The 18,052-nt window shown below is 62.7% G+C and carries 19 protein-coding genes; 9 read left to right on the plus strand and 10 right to left on the minus strand.

What is annotated here, in order from left to right:
* Nucleotides 1-68: 68 nt before the first annotated feature.
* From GJR98_RS14170 to GJR98_RS14180, 3 genes are all read left to right on the plus strand, one after another.
* Nucleotides 69-662, plus strand: a complete 594-nt coding sequence (locus tag GJR98_RS14170; RefSeq protein WP_151139290.1) for an NfeD family protein — start codon at nucleotides 69-71, stop codon at nucleotides 660-662.
* A gap of 105 nt (nucleotides 663-767) precedes the next feature.
* Nucleotides 768-2,021, plus strand: a complete 1,254-nt coding sequence (locus GJR98_RS14175) for an SPFH domain-containing protein (RefSeq protein WP_151139291.1) — start codon at nucleotides 768-770, stop codon at nucleotides 2,019-2,021.
* Between the two features lie 117 nt (nucleotides 2,022-2,138).
* Nucleotides 2,139-2,753 (plus strand): winged helix-turn-helix transcriptional regulator, encoded by a 615-nt coding sequence (locus GJR98_RS14180; RefSeq protein WP_151139292.1) that lies wholly within the window; start codon nucleotides 2,139-2,141, stop codon nucleotides 2,751-2,753.
* A 245-nt stretch (nucleotides 2,754-2,998) separates the two neighbouring features.
* Here GJR98_RS14180 and GJR98_RS14185 read toward each other — a convergent pair whose 3' ends face one another.
* A complete protein-coding gene (locus GJR98_RS14185; RefSeq protein ID WP_151139293.1) occupies nucleotides 2,999-3,268 on the minus strand; it encodes a DUF7123 family protein in 270 nt (89 codons plus the stop codon).
* A 244-nt stretch (nucleotides 3,269-3,512) separates the two neighbouring features.
* On the opposite strand from GJR98_RS14185, the gene aglD reads away from it, so the two are divergent.
* Nucleotides 3,513-5,381, plus strand: coding sequence for a flippase domain-containing glycosyltransferase AglD (aglD, locus tag GJR98_RS14190; protein ID WP_151139294.1), 1,869 nt, complete (start codon nucleotides 3,513-3,515; stop codon nucleotides 5,379-5,381).
* 44 nt (nucleotides 5,382-5,425) lie between these two features.
* Here the strand turns inward: aglD and yjjX are convergent, their stop codons facing one another.
* Both yjjX and GJR98_RS14200 read right to left on the minus strand, forming a co-directional pair.
* Nucleotides 5,426-5,944 (minus strand): inosine/xanthosine triphosphatase, encoded by a 519-nt coding sequence (yjjX, locus tag GJR98_RS14195; RefSeq protein ID WP_151139295.1) that lies wholly within the window; start codon nucleotides 5,942-5,944, stop codon nucleotides 5,426-5,428.
* Between the two features lie 21 nt (nucleotides 5,945-5,965).
* Entirely contained in the window at nucleotides 5,966-6,751 is a 786-nt protein-coding gene (locus GJR98_RS14200) for a helical backbone metal receptor (protein WP_151139296.1), read from the minus strand.
* Nucleotides 6,752-6,996: 245 nt separating this feature from the next.
* Between GJR98_RS14200 and GJR98_RS14205 the strand changes: the two genes are divergently transcribed.
* The 4 genes from GJR98_RS14205 (at nucleotide 6,997) to GJR98_RS14220 (ending at nucleotide 10,491) form a co-directional block, all read left to right on the plus strand.
* Nucleotides 6,997-8,004, plus strand: coding sequence for a transcription initiation factor IIB (locus tag GJR98_RS14205; protein ID WP_151139297.1), 1,008 nt, complete (start codon nucleotides 6,997-6,999; stop codon nucleotides 8,002-8,004).
* Nucleotides 8,005-8,163: 159 nt separating this feature from the next.
* Nucleotides 8,164-9,276 carry a DNA-methyltransferase gene (locus GJR98_RS14210; RefSeq protein ID WP_151139298.1) on the plus strand — a complete coding sequence of 371 codons (1,113 nt, stop codon included), beginning with the start codon at nucleotides 8,164-8,166 and terminating at the stop codon, nucleotides 9,274-9,276.
* Nucleotides 9,277-9,372: 96 nt separating this feature from the next.
* Complete coding sequence (locus GJR98_RS14215) at nucleotides 9,373-10,068, plus strand: type I 3-dehydroquinate dehydratase (RefSeq protein WP_151139299.1); 696 nt, start codon at nucleotides 9,373-9,375, stop codon at nucleotides 10,066-10,068.
* 27 nt (nucleotides 10,069-10,095) lie between these two features.
* Nucleotides 10,096-10,491: a DUF7575 domain-containing protein gene (locus GJR98_RS14220; RefSeq protein ID WP_151139300.1), complete on the plus strand. Its 396-nt coding sequence runs from the start codon at nucleotides 10,096-10,098 to the stop codon at nucleotides 10,489-10,491.
* Nucleotides 10,492-10,524: 33 nt separating this feature from the next.
* Here the strand turns inward: GJR98_RS14220 and GJR98_RS14225 are convergent, their stop codons facing one another.
* The 6 genes from GJR98_RS14225 to trpC all read right to left on the minus strand — a co-directional run bounded on the left by GJR98_RS14225 (nucleotide 10,525) and on the right by trpC (nucleotide 17,022).
* Nucleotides 10,525-11,700 (minus strand): 3-dehydroquinate synthase II, encoded by a 1,176-nt coding sequence (locus GJR98_RS14225; RefSeq protein ID WP_151139301.1) that lies wholly within the window; start codon nucleotides 11,698-11,700, stop codon nucleotides 10,525-10,527.
* A gap of 1,115 nt (nucleotides 11,701-12,815) precedes the next feature.
* Nucleotides 12,816-13,235, minus strand: a complete 420-nt coding sequence (locus GJR98_RS14230; protein WP_151139467.1) for a methylated-DNA--[protein]-cysteine S-methyltransferase — start codon at nucleotides 13,233-13,235, stop codon at nucleotides 12,816-12,818.
* Nucleotides 13,236-13,343: 108 nt separating this feature from the next.
* Complete coding sequence (locus tag GJR98_RS14235) at nucleotides 13,344-14,144, minus strand: 2-amino-3,7-dideoxy-D-threo-hept-6-ulosonate synthase (RefSeq protein WP_151139302.1); 801 nt, start codon at nucleotides 14,142-14,144, stop codon at nucleotides 13,344-13,346.
* A 24-nt stretch (nucleotides 14,145-14,168) separates the two neighbouring features.
* Nucleotides 14,169-15,002, minus strand: a complete 834-nt coding sequence (gene trpA / locus GJR98_RS14240; protein WP_151139303.1) for a tryptophan synthase subunit alpha — start codon at nucleotides 15,000-15,002, stop codon at nucleotides 14,169-14,171.
* A complete protein-coding gene (trpB, locus tag GJR98_RS14245) occupies nucleotides 15,002-16,264 on the minus strand; it encodes a tryptophan synthase subunit beta (protein WP_151139304.1) in 1,263 nt (420 codons plus the stop codon). The genes trpA and trpB overlap by 1 nt, the downstream gene beginning before the upstream one ends.
* Complete coding sequence (gene trpC, locus GJR98_RS14250; RefSeq protein WP_151139305.1) at nucleotides 16,261-17,022, minus strand: indole-3-glycerol phosphate synthase; 762 nt, start codon at nucleotides 17,020-17,022, stop codon at nucleotides 16,261-16,263. Before trpC ends, trpB begins: the two co-directional genes overlap by 4 nt.
* Before the next feature lie 210 nt (nucleotides 17,023-17,232).
* Here trpC and GJR98_RS14255 point away from each other — a divergent pair, with 210 nt between their 5' ends.
* Nucleotides 17,233-17,688 (plus strand): MGMT family protein, encoded by a 456-nt coding sequence (locus GJR98_RS14255; protein ID WP_151139306.1) that lies wholly within the window; start codon nucleotides 17,233-17,235, stop codon nucleotides 17,686-17,688.
* A gap of 9 nt (nucleotides 17,689-17,697) precedes the next feature.
* On the opposite strand, the gene GJR98_RS14260 is transcribed toward GJR98_RS14255, so the two are convergent.
* On the minus strand, nucleotides 17,698-18,036 hold the full coding sequence (locus GJR98_RS14260; protein ID WP_151139307.1) for a hypothetical protein: 339 nt from the start codon (nucleotides 18,034-18,036) through the stop codon (nucleotides 17,698-17,700).
* Between the last annotated feature and the right edge of the window lie 16 nt (nucleotides 18,037-18,052).

The following is an 18,052-nucleotide window of genomic DNA, read 5'->3' on the forward strand; positions in this document are numbered from 1 at the left end:
ACCACCGACCCCCAGACAGGATACGTCACACCCTCAACCCTTAATCGGACGACGGCCCTAGAGCACCTATGGCACGCCCGCCGTTCCCGTTGCAGCTCGACCTCATCGGCCCCGAGACGCTTCCGTTGGTCTTGGTTCTCGCTGGACTCGGCCTCTCGCTCGCCGAAGCGATGGCTCCCGGTGCCCACTTCGTCGTCCTCGGCGTTGCCCTCCTCGCCGCGGGACTCGTCGGGCTCCTCATCGGGCCGTTTGCGACCCCGCTCGTCCTCGGCCTCCTCGTGTTCGTCTTCGGAGCACTCGCGCTGTACGGCTACCGCGAACTCGACCTGTACGGTGGCAAAGGCGAAGGGAAGACGAGCGATTCGAAGGCACTGAAAGGGAAGACCGGGCGCGTCACGGAACGCGTCACTCCAACCGACGGCGAAGTCAAGTTAGACGAAGGTGGGTTCAATCCCTACTACGCCGCTCGGTCAGTCCACGGCGAACTCGAAGTCGGAAGTGAAATCGTCGTCGTCGACCCCGGCGGTGGCAACGTCGTAACTGTCGAGGGATTCGGTCCCGGTGAGGACGAAATCGACCGTGAACTCGCCAGAGAGCGGGCACGAAAACAGCGTGAACGAGACGAACGCGAACGAGAAGCCGAAGACGCAGAGCGGGTCTGACGCCGACTCGGACAGGTTCGACCCCGCTCCAGTCTTGGAAAAACCGTCCGACGTGATTGCCGTGGTACACGAATACTTATCATATGGCCAACCCTAGACCAAGTTATGGACCTTATTGCCCTCCAAGTGGGGTTGGGGCTCGGAGGCGCCGTCGCCGGCCTCCTCGTCCTCGTCCTCGCTGTCGTCACGGTGTACCAGATGGTGGAGATCGTGGACGCCTACGAGAAGAAGGCACTCACGGTCTTCGGGGAGTACCGACGACTCCTCGAACCGGGTATCAACTTCATCCCGCCGTTCGTCTCTCGAACCTACGCGTTCGACATGCGGACGCAGACACTCGACGTGCCACGACAGGAAGCAATCACCCGCGACAACTCACCGGTGACCGCCGACGCCGTCGTCTACATCAAAGTGATGGACGCCAAGAAGGCGTTCCTCGAAGTCGACGACTACAAGCGTGCCGTCTCCAACCTCGCCCAGACGACCCTTCGTGCCGTGCTCGGCGACATGGAACTCGACGACACGCTCAACAAGCGACAGGAAATCAACGCCCGCATCCGCAAGGAACTCGACGAACCGACCGACGAGTGGGGTGTTCGCGTCGAATCCGTCGAAGTCCGCGAAGTCAACCCGAGTGCAGACGTGCAGCAAGCGATGGAACAGCAGACCTCTGCCGAGCGCCGTCGCCGTGCCATGATTCTCGAAGCGCAGGGTGAACGCCGCTCCGCCGTCGAGAAGGCAGAGGGTGAAAAGCAGTCGAACATCATCCGTGCGCAGGGTGAAAAGCAGTCGCAGATTCTCGAAGCGCAAGGTGACGCCATCTCGACGGTGCTTCGTGCGAAATCTGCCGAGTCGATGGGCGAACGCGCCATCATCGACAAAGGCATGGAGACGCTGGCGAACATCGGTCAAAGCGAGTCGACGACGTTCGTCCTCCCGCAGGAACTCACCTCGCTCGTCGGCCGGTACGGCAAGCAGCTAACCGGTTCAGACGTACAGGACATGGAAGGCCTCTCCAGCATGGAGTTCGACGAGGAGACGCGCGAACTCCTCGGCCTCGACGACATCGACGACATCCTCGGCCAGATAGACCAGGCCGCCGAGATGAACGTCGAACAACTCGAACAGGAGGCCGAGGCGATCAAAGCCGGTGCAGAGGTCAACGACATCAAGTCACCCGACGAAGTCATCGCCGAGGCCGACGACGAAGAAGAACCAATCAAGTCACCCGACAAAGTCGTCGCAGAATCCGACGAACAGGCAGCAGAGCCGGCCGAAGGCCCGACAAACGGCCAGCAGCGCGACGAGGAGGCAGACGAGGACGAGTCGGAGATGACGTTCGAGAAAGACCTCGAATAGGGACGCCGACACCCGTTCCGCCATCGTTCGAACCCGTCGAATCGACAGACAGTCGTGGTATCAAGCGGCATAGATGGCGAAGCGCTTTTCTTAGGGCCGTCTCGTATGTGGGAGTAGATGTCGAATCGCCGGATAGACGACGACAAGCGTGCGACCCTTCGCAGATTCGCTGCACTCGGTGCGGCGACGCCACTCGTGGGACTCGGGAAACGCGACGACGACGAGTCGGGGTCGAGCGATGCTCGTGACGCAATCGTCGGATACGTCGCGTCCACACCGGGCGCTCACTTCTCGAAGGTACGCGACGATTTGAAGTTGGGAACGGGCGAGACACAACACCACCTCCGGACCCTCGTCGACAGCGGGACGCTGGAAGTCCGCCGCGACGGCGACTACAAACGATTCTTCCCCGCAAAGCGATTCTCCGAGTTCGAACAGGTCGCTCTTGGTTATCTCCGTCGGGACACGCCACGAGGCATGCTCGTTCATCTCCTTCGCGACCCGGACGCGACCGGGAGCCAACTCGCCGCCACACTCGACGTGTCGCGGGCGACAGTGAGTACGTACGCCAAAGAACTCGACGCGGTTGGTCTCCTCTCCCGTGAGAATGGTTACGCGGTCACCGAACCCGAGACGGTCATCACACTCTTGATTCGGTACGCCGACTCCTTCGGTGCCGACGCCGCCGCGTTCGCCGACGACGCGGCCGGGTTGATTCGGTTCGACCCCTGACCACTCGGCCACGCGGTCCGAGTTCCCAAGAGAGCACCCCAGATTTTCGGCGTGGCCCACACGAAGAGCACTGCTGCGGTGTCGGCGGTGAGGTAGCCGAGCAGTGAGTGAAGGGTAACGAGGGAGAGAATCACTCAGCGACTCGAACTGCGAAACAGAAGTGAATGCCAGATGATGTGGAACGCGTAGGGGGAGACACCGGCGTTCCGAGGGGCGCGTGAGGGCAGTGAGGCGTCAGCGAGGTGTCAGACCGTGACTTTCCACGTCGTGCCCGACGAGTAGCCCCACTTCTCGATTTCCACGTCGAACTCGCCGTCGAGAAGCGGCCGCATGTTGGCACCGACTTCCTTAGCCGTGAGGTCGAGGTCTTCGGCGATGAGGCGCGATTTGAAGTACATCTGCGACTCCGCGTTCTGCCGGAGGTACTGAAGGATGCGACGTTGTTTCTCGGAGAGAGAACTGGTGGTGTCGAGGACGTTCCCCTCGACTGCGGTCGTGGTGGCGGTCGTGCTCATATCAGTATAGAATATCGAGACGCCTATCAGGGGTTTGGTACACGAGGTTAACACGCCGCTGTCTGTCGATTTTCTCGCCGAATACTGCGTTCGGAAGGGTCGTCTGAGCCATCGCAGGTACGGTCACCTAACACTCACGCACGCCTGACACTCCACACTGACCGAGGGTATGTCCGTCTCGTCGGGTGACTGTCTACGGGACGAGACAGAAAATTCATACGCGGATAGCGGCCATACCACGACAATGGACCGTCCGACAGACCGACGCTCGGCCACGTCCTCCTCCACCGGCGTCGAAGTGAGTGTCGTCCTCCCCGCGTACAACGAAGAGCGGACCATCGAGAACACGGTCCACGTGACGGTGGAGACGCTCGAATCGTTCCTCCCGTCCGACGCGTTCGAGGTCATCGTCGCCGAAGATGGATGTGACGACCGCACCCCCGAAATCGCCACGCGGATGGCCGACGAGGACACACGAATTCGCCACTACCACAGCGACGAGCGACTCGGCCGTGGTGGTGCGCTCGAACGCGCCTTCGACGCCGCACACGGCGAGACGCTGGTCTACTTCGACACGGACCTCGCCACGGACATGCACCATCTCGAAGAGTTGGTCGAGCGTATCCGGTCGGGAGAGTACGACGTCGCAACCGGGTCGCGCTGGATGCCTGAGCACGTCGCCAAACGCCCGGTCAAACGCGGGTTCCCGAGTCAGGTCTACAACGGCCTCGTTCGGTTCTTCCTCCGGTCGGACCTCCGCGACCACCAGTGTGGGTTCAAGGCCTTCAGTCGGACGGCGTTCGTGACGCTCCGCGACGACGTCGAAGACAACCACTGGTTCTGGGATACGGAGATGCTCGTCCGCGCACAGCGCGCTGGATTCCGCGTCGCCGAGTTCCCCGTCGACTGGGAGCCGAAAGGTGACACGAAAGTCGACCTCGTCCGCGACATCCTCGGCATGGGGAGTCAGATTCTCCGAACGTGGTGGCAACTCTCGGTTCGACCGCATATCACCCAGCGGGTGACGATTGCCGCCGGACTGTTGCTCACCATCGCTGCCGTGGCGTTGATGACGCTCTACATCGACCCCTCGGAGGTGCTCGCGGTCCTCAGCGAGACGAACCCCGCACTCGTCGCGTTGGCCGCAGGCATCTACGTCCTCTCGTGGCCACTTCGGGGCGTCCGCTACCGCGACATCCTCCGCGAACTCGGCTACGACGAGAAGGCGAGTTTCCTCACCGGTGCAATCTTCATCAGTCAGACAGGGAACCTCGTGTTCCCGGCCCGCGCGGGTGACGCCGTGCGCGCGTACATCGTGAAAGCCCGACGCGGCATCCCGTATCCGTCTGGATTCGCGTCACTCGCCATCGAACGCGTCTTCGACCTGCTCACGATTGCCGGCCTCGCCGGTGTCGTTCTCGTCGGACTCGCGGCCACGGGCGGTCTCCAAGACATCGCCACCGTCCTCGCCACCGGCGTGAGCGGCGGGTCCGTGAACGTCTCTGCGGACGACGTCCGCACCGTCGCTTACGTCGCGACCGGCGTCGGTATCGTCGCAATCGCCGGCGTCATCGGAATCGCGCTCTCCGCGCGTGCCGACCGCAACTTCGTCCGTGAGTTCGTCGGCCGGTTCTCGTCTGACTCGTACGTCGAGTACGTCGCAGACATCATCGAGCAGTTCATCTCCGACCTGCAGGCCGTCGCTGGCAACCGTACCGCGTTCGGTCTCGTCGGGATGTCGAGTCTCGCCATCTGGACCATCGACGTGGTGAGTGCCATCGTCGTTCTCTACGCACTGGGTGTGGACATCGACCCTGTCGTCCTCGTCGGCGTCTCCTTCTTCGCGGTGAGCGTCGGGAACCTCGCGAAGGTCTTGCCACTCTCGCCCGGCGGCGTCGGTCTCTACGAGATCGCCTTTACCGTGTTCCTGGCCGCACTCGCACCGGTCACACCGGCAACTGCGCTCGCGGCGGCCGTCCTCGACCACGCAGTGAAAAACGCCGTCACGCTCGTCGGTGGCGTCGTGTCGATGCTCTCGCTCAACGTCTCGCTGACGACGGCAGTCGAAGAGAGCGCCGACGTTCGTGACCGAGAGTTCGCCGAGTCAGAATAGGGAACGTCGCCGCAGGAGTCGAGCTATTTTGCAGACAGCCCGTGTCAGTACAGGTCGCTTCGAATCGGCGACAGTGCGGCCGTCACTGCCGAAACGAGTGCATCCGCCCGGGTGATTCGTCCCTCCGAGAACGCACCTGCAGCGCCCTCGTTCTTCGCGACATCCTCGGTTCCGAGGACGTCGTCCATCACCGGGCCGAGTTCCTCGCCAGCACGGATTCGGTCGGCGATGCGGTCGGGGAGTGCGAACGTCGGGCCAGCACCGCGGCCCACTCGGTCGCCGTCGGTCACGGCCGACCACATGATGAGATAGAGGTCGTCGTCGGTGTCGGACCCCGACGGATGTGCGGCGACGCCGCCTTCGATACCGACGCCGAGGGCGTAGTCGCCGGACTCGAACGCTCGGCGCGCGCGAGTGACCGCACCGGAGATGGTCTCGTCGTGCCCGACGGGTTGTTCTGAGACGCCAGAGTCGACGGCGACTGCCGCCACACTGGCGTGGGGTATCGCCCGTTCGACTGCACGCCGCTTCACTGGGTTACCGCTTCCGACCGCGATGTCCATGTCGTCAGAGCGTGAGTGAACTCATATCGCTCCATCGGATTCCGTCTCCGGGGGCGACCAGGGGGCGGGGAGGTCGACAGTCGGGAAGAAACAGCGTGCGAGTCGGTCGACTCCACCCAAGAGCGCCGGACTCGGTTGGTTGAGAAGTGAGTCGTCGACGGCGTGAACCGCGGCGTCGACGTCCCACTGTCGTGTCTCGAACGCTTCGGGGTCGCCGCGTTCACCCTTCCCGCAGGGGTGGAGGACCACGAAATCTGGGTCGGCCGCGGCGACCGTTTCGGCCGTGATTTCTCGTGACCGTTCACCCGCGTCGAGAAACGGGTACGACCCGCCAGCGGCCCGAACCACGTCGGGGACCCAGTTTCCCGCGGCCATCGGTGGGTCTGCCCACTCCTCACAGTAGACGGTCGGTCGCGGCCGGTCGCCGACTGCCGCCGCGACTCGGTCGATGTGGTCACGACAGTCTTCAGCGAGCGTGGTGCCGGCGCGCTCATCGCCTGCAACTGCACAGATAACGGGGAACGTCTCGAACACCTCGTCGAGGGTCGCCGGCTCGACGTGGCACACGTCGAAGCCCCGCGCTCGGGCCTCGTCGGCAATCTCCGCTTGTAAGTCGTCACAGGTACAGAGCACGTCGGGGTCGAGGGCCGCGATTCGCTCGAAGTCGGGGTTCAGCCAGCCACCGACAGTCGGGCGCTCGAGCGGCGAGTGGACTGTCGTCCCGACGATTCGGGACGCAAGCCCTGCAGCGTCGAGGATGGCGGTCGCGCTCGGCGCGAGTGAAACGACACGAGGTGGTCCGGCCATGCGTACGTGTCACGAGGGACGTGCGTGAAAAATATGTATCGTGTCGCCTCGTTCGGGAGGACACCGGAGATAGCAGTGAGATTCAATTGGGCCGTGTGAGCCCCCCACACATGCAAATATCGCCAAATTCTCCCGGGCAATACCAAACCATTTATGCAGTCGTCTGCGGTCGTTCGTGTTACGGACAGCATCCGGGTTCTAGCCGCCTCTACCAACCCCTTCCCGGAGCACCCGCCGTCGTATCCATGAGCGAACGAATCTGGACCCGAAACCCCGGCGCACAGGAGCGAGAAAACAAACAGCGAAACGGTCGACAGCAGACCGAAAGCGAAGAAGAGACCACCAAGGGTGACACCCTCAAGTGCCCCGAATGTGGCGGTCACGTCGTCACCGACGACGAACACGGAGAGACCGTCTGTAACGACTGTGGCCTCGTCGTCACCGCCGACTCGGTCGACCGTGGCCCCGAGTGGCGCGCCTTCGACGCCCGCGAGAAGGACGAAAAGTCCCGTGTCGGTGCCCCCACGACCAACACGATGCACGACAAGGGGCTTTCGACCAACATCGACTGGCGCGACCGCGACGCCTACGGGAACTCTCTCGGCGCCCGTCAGCGCCAGAAGATGCAGCGCCTCCGCAAGTGGAACGAGCGCTTCCGCACGCGCGACTCCAAGGAGCGCAACCTGAAGCAGGCACTCGGCGAAATCGACCGAATGGCATCTGCACTCGGCCTTCCCGAGAACGTCCGCGAGACGGCATCTGTCATCTACCGCCGCGCACTGGACGACGACCTGCTCCCCGGTCGCTCCATCGAGGGTGTCGCCACGTCCTGTACCTACGCCGCCGCCCGCATGGCCGGCGTTCCCCGCTCGCTCGACGAGATTGCCGAAGTCTCCCGCGTCGAGAAGAGCGAAGTCGCTCGCACGTACCGCTACATCGCCCGCGAACTCTCGCTGGAAGTCAAGCCCGCGGACCCCGAGCAGTACGTCCCCCGTTTCGCCAGCGAACTCGGCCTCTCTGACGAGTCGAAGATGCGTGCTCGCAAGCTCCTGAAGAACGCCAAAGAGAAGGGCGTCCACTCCGGCAAGTCGCCGGTCGGCCTCGCCGCCGCGGCCGTCTACGCTGCTGCACTCCTCACCAACGAGAAGACGACGCAGGCAGCAGTCAGCGACGTCGCCGACATCTCCGAAGTCACGATTCGCAACCGCTACCACGAACTCCTCGAAGCCGAAGAGAACCTCGGCCTCGTCTGAATCGTCGACGCTCCCGACGGCACGAGTAGACGACTGACGATTCAGTTTTCGCTTATTCGACTGCCGAGCCACAGCACTGGCTGCTGCAGCAGAGAGTGACTGGTCGACGACATCTCACCGGGGAGAAACATTTTGTCGTCGCGTGAACACCTATCTACGATGCGCACGAATCACGCCCTCCGCGTGGGCGATGCCGCCGACACTGGACTCGCCGACGGGAGCGTGGACCTCGTCGTCACTTCACCACCGTACCCCATGATAGAGATGTGGGACGACCTCTTTTCGTCGCGTGACGAGCGAGTCTCTCGTGCCCTCTCGGCGGGCGACGGTGACGCCGCGTTCGAGGCGATGCACGAACAACTCGACGCGGTGTGGGACGAAGTCAAACGCCTCCTCGCACCGGGGGGTATCGCGTGTGTGAACGTCGGTGACGCGACGCGAAGCCTCGACGGGTCGTTTCGGCAGTACCCAAACCACGCCCGAATCCTCACTGCCCTCTGTGAGCGTGGGCTCGTCCCACTTCCAGACGCAATCTGGCGAAAGCCGACGAACCGACTGACGAAATTCATGGGTTCGGGGACGCTCCCACCTAACGCGTACGTCACACTCGAACACGAGTACGTTCTCATCGTGCGAAACGGCGACTCTCGGTCGTTCCCACCGGGTGACGAACGCCGCTACGAGAGTGCCTTCTTCTGGGAAGAGCGAAACAGTTGGTTCTCGGACCTCTGGGAGTTCACCGGGACGGACCAGCGACTGGATTCGGGCACCAGAGAACGCTCTGCTGCGTTCCCGGTCGAACTTCCGCTGCGACTGATACGGATGTACTCCGTCTACGGCGACACCGTGTTCGACCCGTTCACCGGGACCGGAACGACGACGCTCGCGGCCATGCTCGCAGGGCGTGATTCGGTCGGTTACGACCTCGACGCTGGTCTCCTCAGTGCGTTCGAAGACCGACTCGACGATATCGAAGAGCGCTCTCGAAGAGACGTCGAGCGACGACTCGACGACCACCGGGCGTTCGTCTCCGACCGGGACGACCGGCCCGGCCACGAGGCCGAACACTACGACTTCCCCGTCGTGACGAAGCAAGAACGGAACATTCGACTGTACGCCGTCTCGTCGGTCACGAAGTCACAGTCCGGTGACGACCACCTGTTCACCGTCGACCACGAACCACTCGACGAGGCGTCGGACACTGACGTGAGTGCTGCGTCGACTGAGTCGCCACCCGAAGCCGTCTCCGAAGACGTGCAGACGACCGATTGAGGCCCCATCAACACCCAGACCACCTCACACCGGTCCTGTCCTGAGGCGTTTGCGGACACGAACACCGATTTATCACCGGCCGACCCAGCAAGCAGTATGGACCTGTCGTTCGACTCGTTCGTCCTCGCGGCGAGCACCGCAGACTTAGGCGACGAACCCGCCGCACGGGGTGTCGCTGACGCCGTCGAATTTCGGATGGACCTCGCAGACGACCCGCTTTCTGCCCTCGACGAGTACGATGGGTCGCTTCCGATTCTGGCGACGAACCGTGCCGACTGGGAAGGCGGCGAAGCCGACGCATCCGACGCCGAGCGGCTCGAAACACTCGTCGCGGCTGCCGAGTTCGACGCCGTCGGGGCGGTCGATATCGAACTCGCCTGTCTTCGGGCGGACGTCGGCGTCGACGCTGCAACCCGTGTACGCGACGCTGGCGCGACAGTCGTCGCGTCCGTCCACGACTTCGACCGGACACCCGCGCGTTCAGAACTGATTGCACTCCTCCACGAGGCGGCAGCGCTCGGCGACGTTGGGAAACTCGCCGTCACCGCGCACTCGAACGCCGACGCACTCCGTCTCCTCGACGTGACCCACACGGCAACTGAGTGGGGTGACACAGTCGCGACGATGGCGATGGGCGAGGCGGGCAGGCACACCCGTGCAGTCGCGCCAGTGTACGGTTCGAAGATTGGGTACGCCCCCGTAGACGCCGCTGACGCAACCGCACCAGGTCAGTACGACATTCAGACACTTCGTTCGCTCGTGGACGACCTGTCGAGTAATCCGGACGTTTAAGAGTACGGGCGTTGAGGCCAACGCACGATGCCAGATGTACGTCGTCGCGCCGTTGTCGCCGCCCTCGTGGGCGTGTTAGGCGCATCTCTCGGAATCGCTGGCGCTGGTCACGTCTATCTCCGGGAGTGGCGACGCGCAATCGCGTGGTTCACGTTCGTCCTCGGCGCGGGACTCGTGTTGGTTTCGACGTTTGCGGACCCAGCGACTGCGTCTATCGATACACTCCCGACCGAAGTGACAGTCCCCGTCATCGCACTGTTGTTCTTGAGCGCGCTCGACGCGTACCGAATCGGGATGCGGACGCCCAGCCAAACGAAGGACGGCACGCCTGCCTGTCCGATCTGTGGGGGCGAACTCGACCAGCAACTCGACTTCTGTCCGTGGTGTGCGACAGAACTCGAATGGCACTTCGTCGAAGAATAACCGCCGCGTCGGTCGAAAACTGGAGATTCCGTCTTACTTCTCGATGATGCTCTCTTCGACTGCTTCACCGAAGTGGCGCGCAGTGTCTTCGTAGTAGATGAGCATCTCGTCACCGGGTTCGAGGTCGGTGACCGCGACCCGACCGTCTCGGGTGTGGACTTTGATGGTTTCGGCGTTCTGCAAGAGCGTCGTGACGCGGTCGCCCTCGTACTCCGCAGTGATTCGGAACATCGGCCGTTTTTCTATCTTCACGCGTCCGACGATTGCCTCGCGGGTGTGGCCGTTTTCGTCGACGATTTGTACTTCGTCGCCGCTCTCGAGTTCCGAGAGGTAGGTCGTCCCCCCGTCGGGTGTCCGCGCGTAGGCGTGGACTGCACCTGCGTTGACCCGGAACGGACGAGAGGCGACGTACGGCGACTCGGCCGTCTCGGCGTGGACGAAAAAGAGACCGCGAGACATCGACCCGACGAGCATCCCCTCGTCGTGGTCCATGAGCGACCCCGTGTCGACGCAGACGCGGTCTGCCATTCCCGTGCGCTCGACTTCGGTGACCTCTGCCCAGACGAGGTCGAGGGACTCGCGTTCGGCCTCGTCACGAATCTCGGTAGTTCGCCGGATTTCGTCGGGACTGTCGCTGTCGAGGAGAACACCGTCGGCACCGATTTCGAGCGTCTCGAAGGCGGCTTGCGCCTCGTCTGCGCTCGTCACCCCAGCGATGAGGTCGGTCTCGTCGCCGATGCGCGCAATGAGATTCTCTAACGGGATGATAGTCCAGTCCTCGCCGACGACGATGGTGTGGTCGCCGTCGTGAGCGGCCTCTTCGGCGAACGCCTCGTAGTCTTTGCTCAGGATACGGATGTACGACCCATTCGTTCGGTCGTCGCCACGGCGGAGCGTCGTCAAGTCAGCAGACCCAGAGAAGTCAGACGGGAGGTCGACGGTCCCGTCACCTTCGCCATCCTTCCCGACGATGTAGGCGTCGGCGAGGGATTCGGGTTCGTCGTCTTCTTCTGCTTCCATCACGTGAACGTCGGCGTCCGTCCGGAACGCAGCGACCTTGACGTCACCGAGTTCACGAACCTTCTCGACGTCGTCCTCGTCGACGAGGACCCAGTCGACGCCAGCTTCGAGGCCTGCCGTGATGCGTCGCTTCCGCGTCTCCCAGTCGCCGACCGTGTCGTCGGCTTTGAGCCAGACGCTTCGTGTCATTATCGACCCCACTCGGTCGGCAGTCTTGAACGTGGCGGATGAATCAACGGACAGCGATGTGGTCTGGTCGAACAGCGCGTTTCCATCGTAGAGCAATTCTGTATCGCACTATGTGGTTTATGAGGGCCGATTCAGACATCTTTCGGCCCAATCGACTGCCCACAGAACACGGTTGCGACGGAGACTGCACGCTACACGGTTATCCGAGCCTCAAAGAACCGAGTTCGGGCGTCTACGATCGTGGAACGCGACCGTCGCTGACACGCCTCGGTACTGAACCTGTTGAGCACAGCAAATGGCATCAGACATGCGACCGCCTCGAACGTGGTCCGGTGACGTGGGAGTCCGAATCCAGCGAGCGAAGAGATAGCACTCAGCAGTTCACGAGTGTAGTGTCGACCGAGTCCGAACCACGCCGTGCAGTGAGTACCAGACAGACTCTCGAAGAGGTGGCCTGTTCAACGCGCAACCCCGGGGGTGAGCAGGCTGAAGAGAGGTCTCTGTCAGCACTGACACACACCAGTCTGACCAGTGCTGCATCGCAGTGTGCGCCTCTGTTAGCGAACAAACCGGCAGACGTCGGCGCTGTCGACGTGATTCGTCGAGAGGCAACAGAGCACTCAGCTGGTGGACTCAACCATGGGTGGGCTCCTTCTCTTCGAAAACTATCGAATAGCCGACAGCAACGCAAAGACACATCCTCTCCACCGAATCGAGTGGAGTCTATAGTTGGTACGACGATACCGAGCAGATTGGCCGGAGTAGGGATACGTTCACACCGATTGAGTGATCGTCGCGGGAAACAGGTCGTAGACGCCACTGTCTCTTGGTCACTTAGGCCTGCTCGAACACTCACGTGGCACGCCGTTACCGCACCAGAATCACCGCCTGGGCCTCTGACGCCGAAACGCCCGAATTCGTTGGCGAAACTGGCTCTCTCCCGACTCAGCAGTGGCACGCGACATATTCATAAACCAAATGTTGCGATACCAAATCCACTCTCGTCCGCGAACCTCGGTCGTTCTATCGAGTTGGGCGCGAGCGCGTGTGCTACCCGCTGCGTCGGGAGAAAACGAACGAATGACGCGCCCGATTGGTCGAGCGTATGCAGAAACTCAGTCGAAGGAAGCGAGGTCGACCTGTTCAGTGTCCTCGTCTGCTTCGTGGGCGAGCAACGCGTGTTTTAGCTCGACGCCACCCGCTGCAGAGAACCCGCCGAGTGAATCCGCCCCGACAACGCGATGACATGGGACGACCAGTGGAACGGGGTTTCGCCCGCACGCCTGCCCAACCGCGACCGGGTGACTGTCGAGTTCGGCCGCAATCTCGCCGTAGGTTCGCGTCTCCCCGTACGGAATGGCCAGCATCGCGCTCATCACTCTCCCGGTGAACGAGTCGGGGACGTCGACGTCGATATCGAACGTTCGACGCTCGCCGTGTTCGTACTCCGAAAGTTGCATCCACAGGTCGTCTGGTGACACCGCAACCAACTGCTCGTCGAGTTCCACGTCGAACCCCCACATCGTGACGTGCATCGACTGTGCTTCGCGCCCGACGCACATCTATGTGTGGCGTCTGCTCGGCGAGCGTCTACACAGGTCTCTGAGAGGTCCAGAACTACTGAAAGAGAAAACAGCCGCGAGTTAGGCTTCGATACCGAGACCTGCGCGGGTGAGGGCGGTCTCTACGTCGGCATCGTCGTGAATGACGGCGCTGACGGCGCGAGTGATGGCTTCGGGGTCGTCGTGCTGGAAGATCGACCGACCCATCGAGACACCGGCGGCACCGGCGTCCATCGTTCCACGGACCATCTCGACCGTCTCACGGTCGGTTCCGCGACTGCCACCGGCGATGACGACTGGCAAGCGCGTCGCCTCGACGACGCGACTGAAGGACTCTGCGTCGCCGCTGTAGGCTGTCTTGACGATGTCAGCACCGACCTCTTCAGCGAGGCGGACGGCGTGCGCGAGTGCCTCGGGGTCTTGTTCGTCGATACCGGGACCACGAGCGTACGCCATGGCGAGGACGGGGACACCGAAGTCTGCGGCGCGAGAACAGAGATTTGCGAGTTGCGTCATCTGGTCGGGTTCGTACTCGGAGCCGACGTTGATGTGGAACGAGACGGCGTCGGCGCCGACGCGGAGGGCGTCTTCGACCGACCCAGTGAGTCGTTTGTCTGCTTCGTCCGGGCCGATGACCGTCGAGCCATTGACGTGGACGATGTATCCTTTTCCGTTCTTGTTCGGGTGGACGCGGGGTGCTGTGCCTTTGTGTGTGAGGACGGCGTCAGCGCCGCCGCGTGTGATTGCATCGATTGTCGATTCGATATCTACGAGGCCTTTGACCGGGCCGAGTGTGATACCGTGGTCCATCGGGACGATGAGGTATCGCCCATCTGTCGAGATGCGTTCGAGTCGTGCCGAAAGTCCTGCGTCAGTGTTCATGTATGAGAAAGGGTGGCAGAGTAGTTATGTGCGTTCCGGATGCGGTGGGCGTTGCGAAGCGCCGGCCACTGCGCCGTCTTTGAGTTCGCGGGCGAGCGTTTCGAGGCGGTCTGCGACAGTTTTGGGGTCTGAGCCACGTTCGTGTCCCTCGGCAACGATATCCACGAGTGCGCTTCCGACGATGATTCCGTCCGCGCCGCTTCGAACGATTCGTTCGGCGTGTTCTCCGCTACTGATTCCGAACCCGACGGCTTTGGGCACGTCGTACCCGTCCAACCGCCCGAGAGAGCTCCCAGTCTCGTCGGAGACTTCCGACTGAGCACCTGTCGTCCCGAGGCGGGCCTGGACGTAGACGTAGCCAGAGACCTGTTCCATGATGCGTTCGAGGCGCTCGCCGCGCGTCGTCGGTGCGACGATAAACACGAGGTCGAGGCCGAACTCGTCGCAGGCCTCACGGAGTGGGTCAGACTCCTCGGCGGGCAAGTCGGGGACGACGAATCCCTCGATGCCGACCGACGCCGCCTTCTCGACGAATGGGCGCGGCCCGGGCTCGTCGCCGTAGCGGTAGATGAGGTTGTAGTAGGTCATACAGACCAGCGGCACCGACACGTCGAGGTCTTCGACGAATTCGAAGAAGCGCGTCGGCGTCATCCCTCCCTGGAGCGACCGAACGACGGCGTTCTGGATGGTCGGACCTTCTGCGATTGGCTCTGAGAAGGGTAGACCGAGTTCGATGATGTCCGCACCGCCGCGTTCGAGAGCTTCGACGTATTCGAGCGACGACTCGTAGTCCGGGTCGCCCGCAGCAAGGTACGGGATGAACGCCGGACCGTCGGCGAAGGCGTCTTCGAGCGACATCACAGTCCCCCCGTGAACTCGTCCATGTTCGGTGCGATGTCGATGTCGCGCTCGTACGTCTCTTCGATAGCCGATTCGAGGTCCTTGTCACCACGGCCAGAGACGTTGACGACGACGAACTCTCCGAGGTCGTCGGCTTCACCGGTCGAATCGGGACCGGCGACGCGTTCGAGATAGCCGAAGGCGTGGGCTGTCTCCAGTGCAGGAATGATTCCTTCCAGCTGCGAGAGTCGGTGGAACGCGGTCAGGGCGTCGTCGTCGCCAACGTTGACCGCAGTGACCCGACCGATATCGACGAGATATGCGAGTTCTGGGCCGACACCGGCGTAGTCGAGACCCGAGGAGATGGAGTGTGACTCCATAATCTGCCCGTCGTGGTCCTGCAGGATGGTGGTCCGAGCGCCGTGGAGGATTCCCTCGCTCCCGGTCGTGAGCGACGCCGAGTTTGGTGCGACGCCGGCGTCTTCGTCGACTTCGAGTGTCGACCCGCCTGCTTCGACGGCGTAGAGTCCGACTTCCTCGTCGTCGACGAACTCGGCGAACGCACCCATCGTGTTCGACCCGCCGCCAGCACATGCGAGAACCGAGTCGGGGAGGCGGCCCATCTTCTCTCGCGCCTGCGTCCGTGCTTCCTCGGAGATAACCGACTGGAAGTCGCGAACCATGCTCGGGAACGGATGAGGGCCGACGACAGACCCGATGACGTAGTGGGTGTCTTCGACGTTCGTCGCCCAGTCGCGCATCGTCTCCGAGATTGCCTCTTTGAGCGTCCCCCGGCCGACGGTCACGGGGTTGACCTCCGCGCCGTTGAGTTTCATCCGGAAGACGTTGGGTCGCTGGCGGTTGATGTCGCGCTCGCCCATGTAGATTTCACAGGGCATATCGAGGTGCGCGCAGGCCATCGCCGTCGCCGTCCCGTGCTGTCCGGCACCGGTTTCGGCGATGATGCGGTCTTTGCCCATGTACTTCGCCAACAGCACCTGCCCGAGTGCGTTGTTGAGTTTGTGGGCGCCGCCGTGGACGAGGTCCTCGCGTTTGAGGTACACTTCACGACCGTACCGCTCAGAGAGTCGGTCGGCACGCTGGAGTGGTGTCGGCCGTCCGCCGAACTCTCGCAGTCGCGTGCGGAACTCGTCCATGAACCCGTCTTCGTTGTTCAGGACGTATCGCTCGTACGCGTCTTCCAGTTCCTCGATGGCCGGCATCAGGGCCTCGGGAACGTACTGTCCGCCGTAGTTGCCGAATTTTCCGTCTACGCTCATGTCGATGTGGAAAGAGAGTGTGTGTTTTCCCGCACGTTTCCGTCCATGATGGCTGTCCCGACGAGGAGGGCATCCGCACCCGCCTCACGCATCCGTCGAACGTCCTCGACCGTCTTTACGCCGCTCTCTGCGACGAGAAGCACGTCGTCGGGAACCTCGGGTGCGAGTTCTTCGAACGTTCCGAGATCGACTTCGAGTTTCCCGAGGTCGCGGTTGTTGATTCCGACGATGTCTGCGCCTGCCGCGAGGGCCGCGACGAGTTCGTCGCGAGTGTGGACCTCGACGAGCGGTTGGAACCCGCGTTCACGGGCCGCCTCGACGAGAGCCGGGAGGTCCTCACCCACGAATCGGGCGATGAGGAGGACGAGGTCAGATTCGACCACGTCGAGTTGTTCTTCACGCATGATGAAGTCCTTCCGGAGGACAGGGACGTCGACCGCGTCACGGATACGACGCAACGAGTCGGTCGACCCGCCGAAGTGGTCGGGTTCGGTGAGAACCGACAGTGCCGTCGCACCGCCAGCGACCATCTCTCGCGCCAGTTCGACCGGGTCGTCGTCGCGGACGCCGTCGGTCGTCGGACTGGTCGGTTTTACCTCACTGATTATCGGGACTCGACCGTCGGCCACCGCCGCGTCGACGGCGTCCGAAAACGACCGCGCATCGACCGTGACGCGCGTGTCGCCGCCCGGTCGCTCCCGTGCGGCATCGAGAATGGCGCGCACTTCGGGAGCTAATTCGTCTCCGCTAGCGTTCATTGATGTACACTAACGAACGCATCTGTACATAAGGCTTGCGTCGGCGGGGACACTGACCGTCTCTCGCGTACGCGCAGACACGCGGTGATGAATAGTGAGCAACGGTGGCGAGAACTGAGACTTACTAAGCAACGTGGCGAGAACGGTGAGACACCACCGAGGTGCTGTCGCGCCGCAAGGGTCAAGCGTCCGGCGTGGACACCCGAATACATGGACGTCTCTGGAATCTACGCCCGCAAGTCGCCGGCACTCGGCCGCGTCGTACAGGTCGGCGTGGTCAGTGGGAAACTCATCAGCGTCTCGTTCCCCGACTCGCTCCCGGAAGACGCCGAACCCGACAACGCGTATCTGGATACGATTCTCGACGCTATCGAAGGGGGGGACGTCGACCTCGCTGCGATTCCGACCGGACTCACCGTCCCCACGGACCAGCGAGCAGTGTTAGAAGCAGTCCAAAACGTCCCCCGCGGCGAGACGGTCGACCTCGGAGTCCTCGTTCGAATGGCGGGGTTGGACCCCGAAGACGACGAGTCGAAACAACTCGCGCGACAGGCACTCGCGGCGAATCCGATTCCCGTCGTCATCCCAGACCACCGGATTCGAGACGGGCCGAGCGCCGCCCCCGACGACGTCGCCGACGCGCTCCGCCGTGCAGAAGGAATCTAAGACAGCGCCTCAGAACGGTGCTGCGTCGGTCTGTCGCCGAAGTGCGAGGTAGCCGAGAAGACCGGCGAGGAGGAACAACGTACTCGCGAGGGCGACCGACTGAAGGCCGGTCGCGAGTTCGACGAACTGTGCGATACCGGCGAGGAGAAAGCCACCGCCGGCGACGTACTTCAACTGTCCATTGAACGGAACCTGTAGCGTGACGACGCCGAGGAGGATGGCGACGACACCGAATGCAGCGTCTGCTGCGAACTGAAGTGCCGGGTTCCCCGTGGCGATTGCCGCGACGACGAGGACAAGATATCCGATGAGCCCCGCCTGCGTCAACATCTTCGTGTCGATGTCCATACTTGGTAGGTGCGGC

Source organism: Haloferax marinisediminis (assembly GCF_009674585.1).
In the GTDB taxonomy this organism is placed as follows: Archaea; Halobacteriota; Halobacteria; order Halobacteriales; family Haloferacaceae; genus Haloferax; species Haloferax marinisediminis.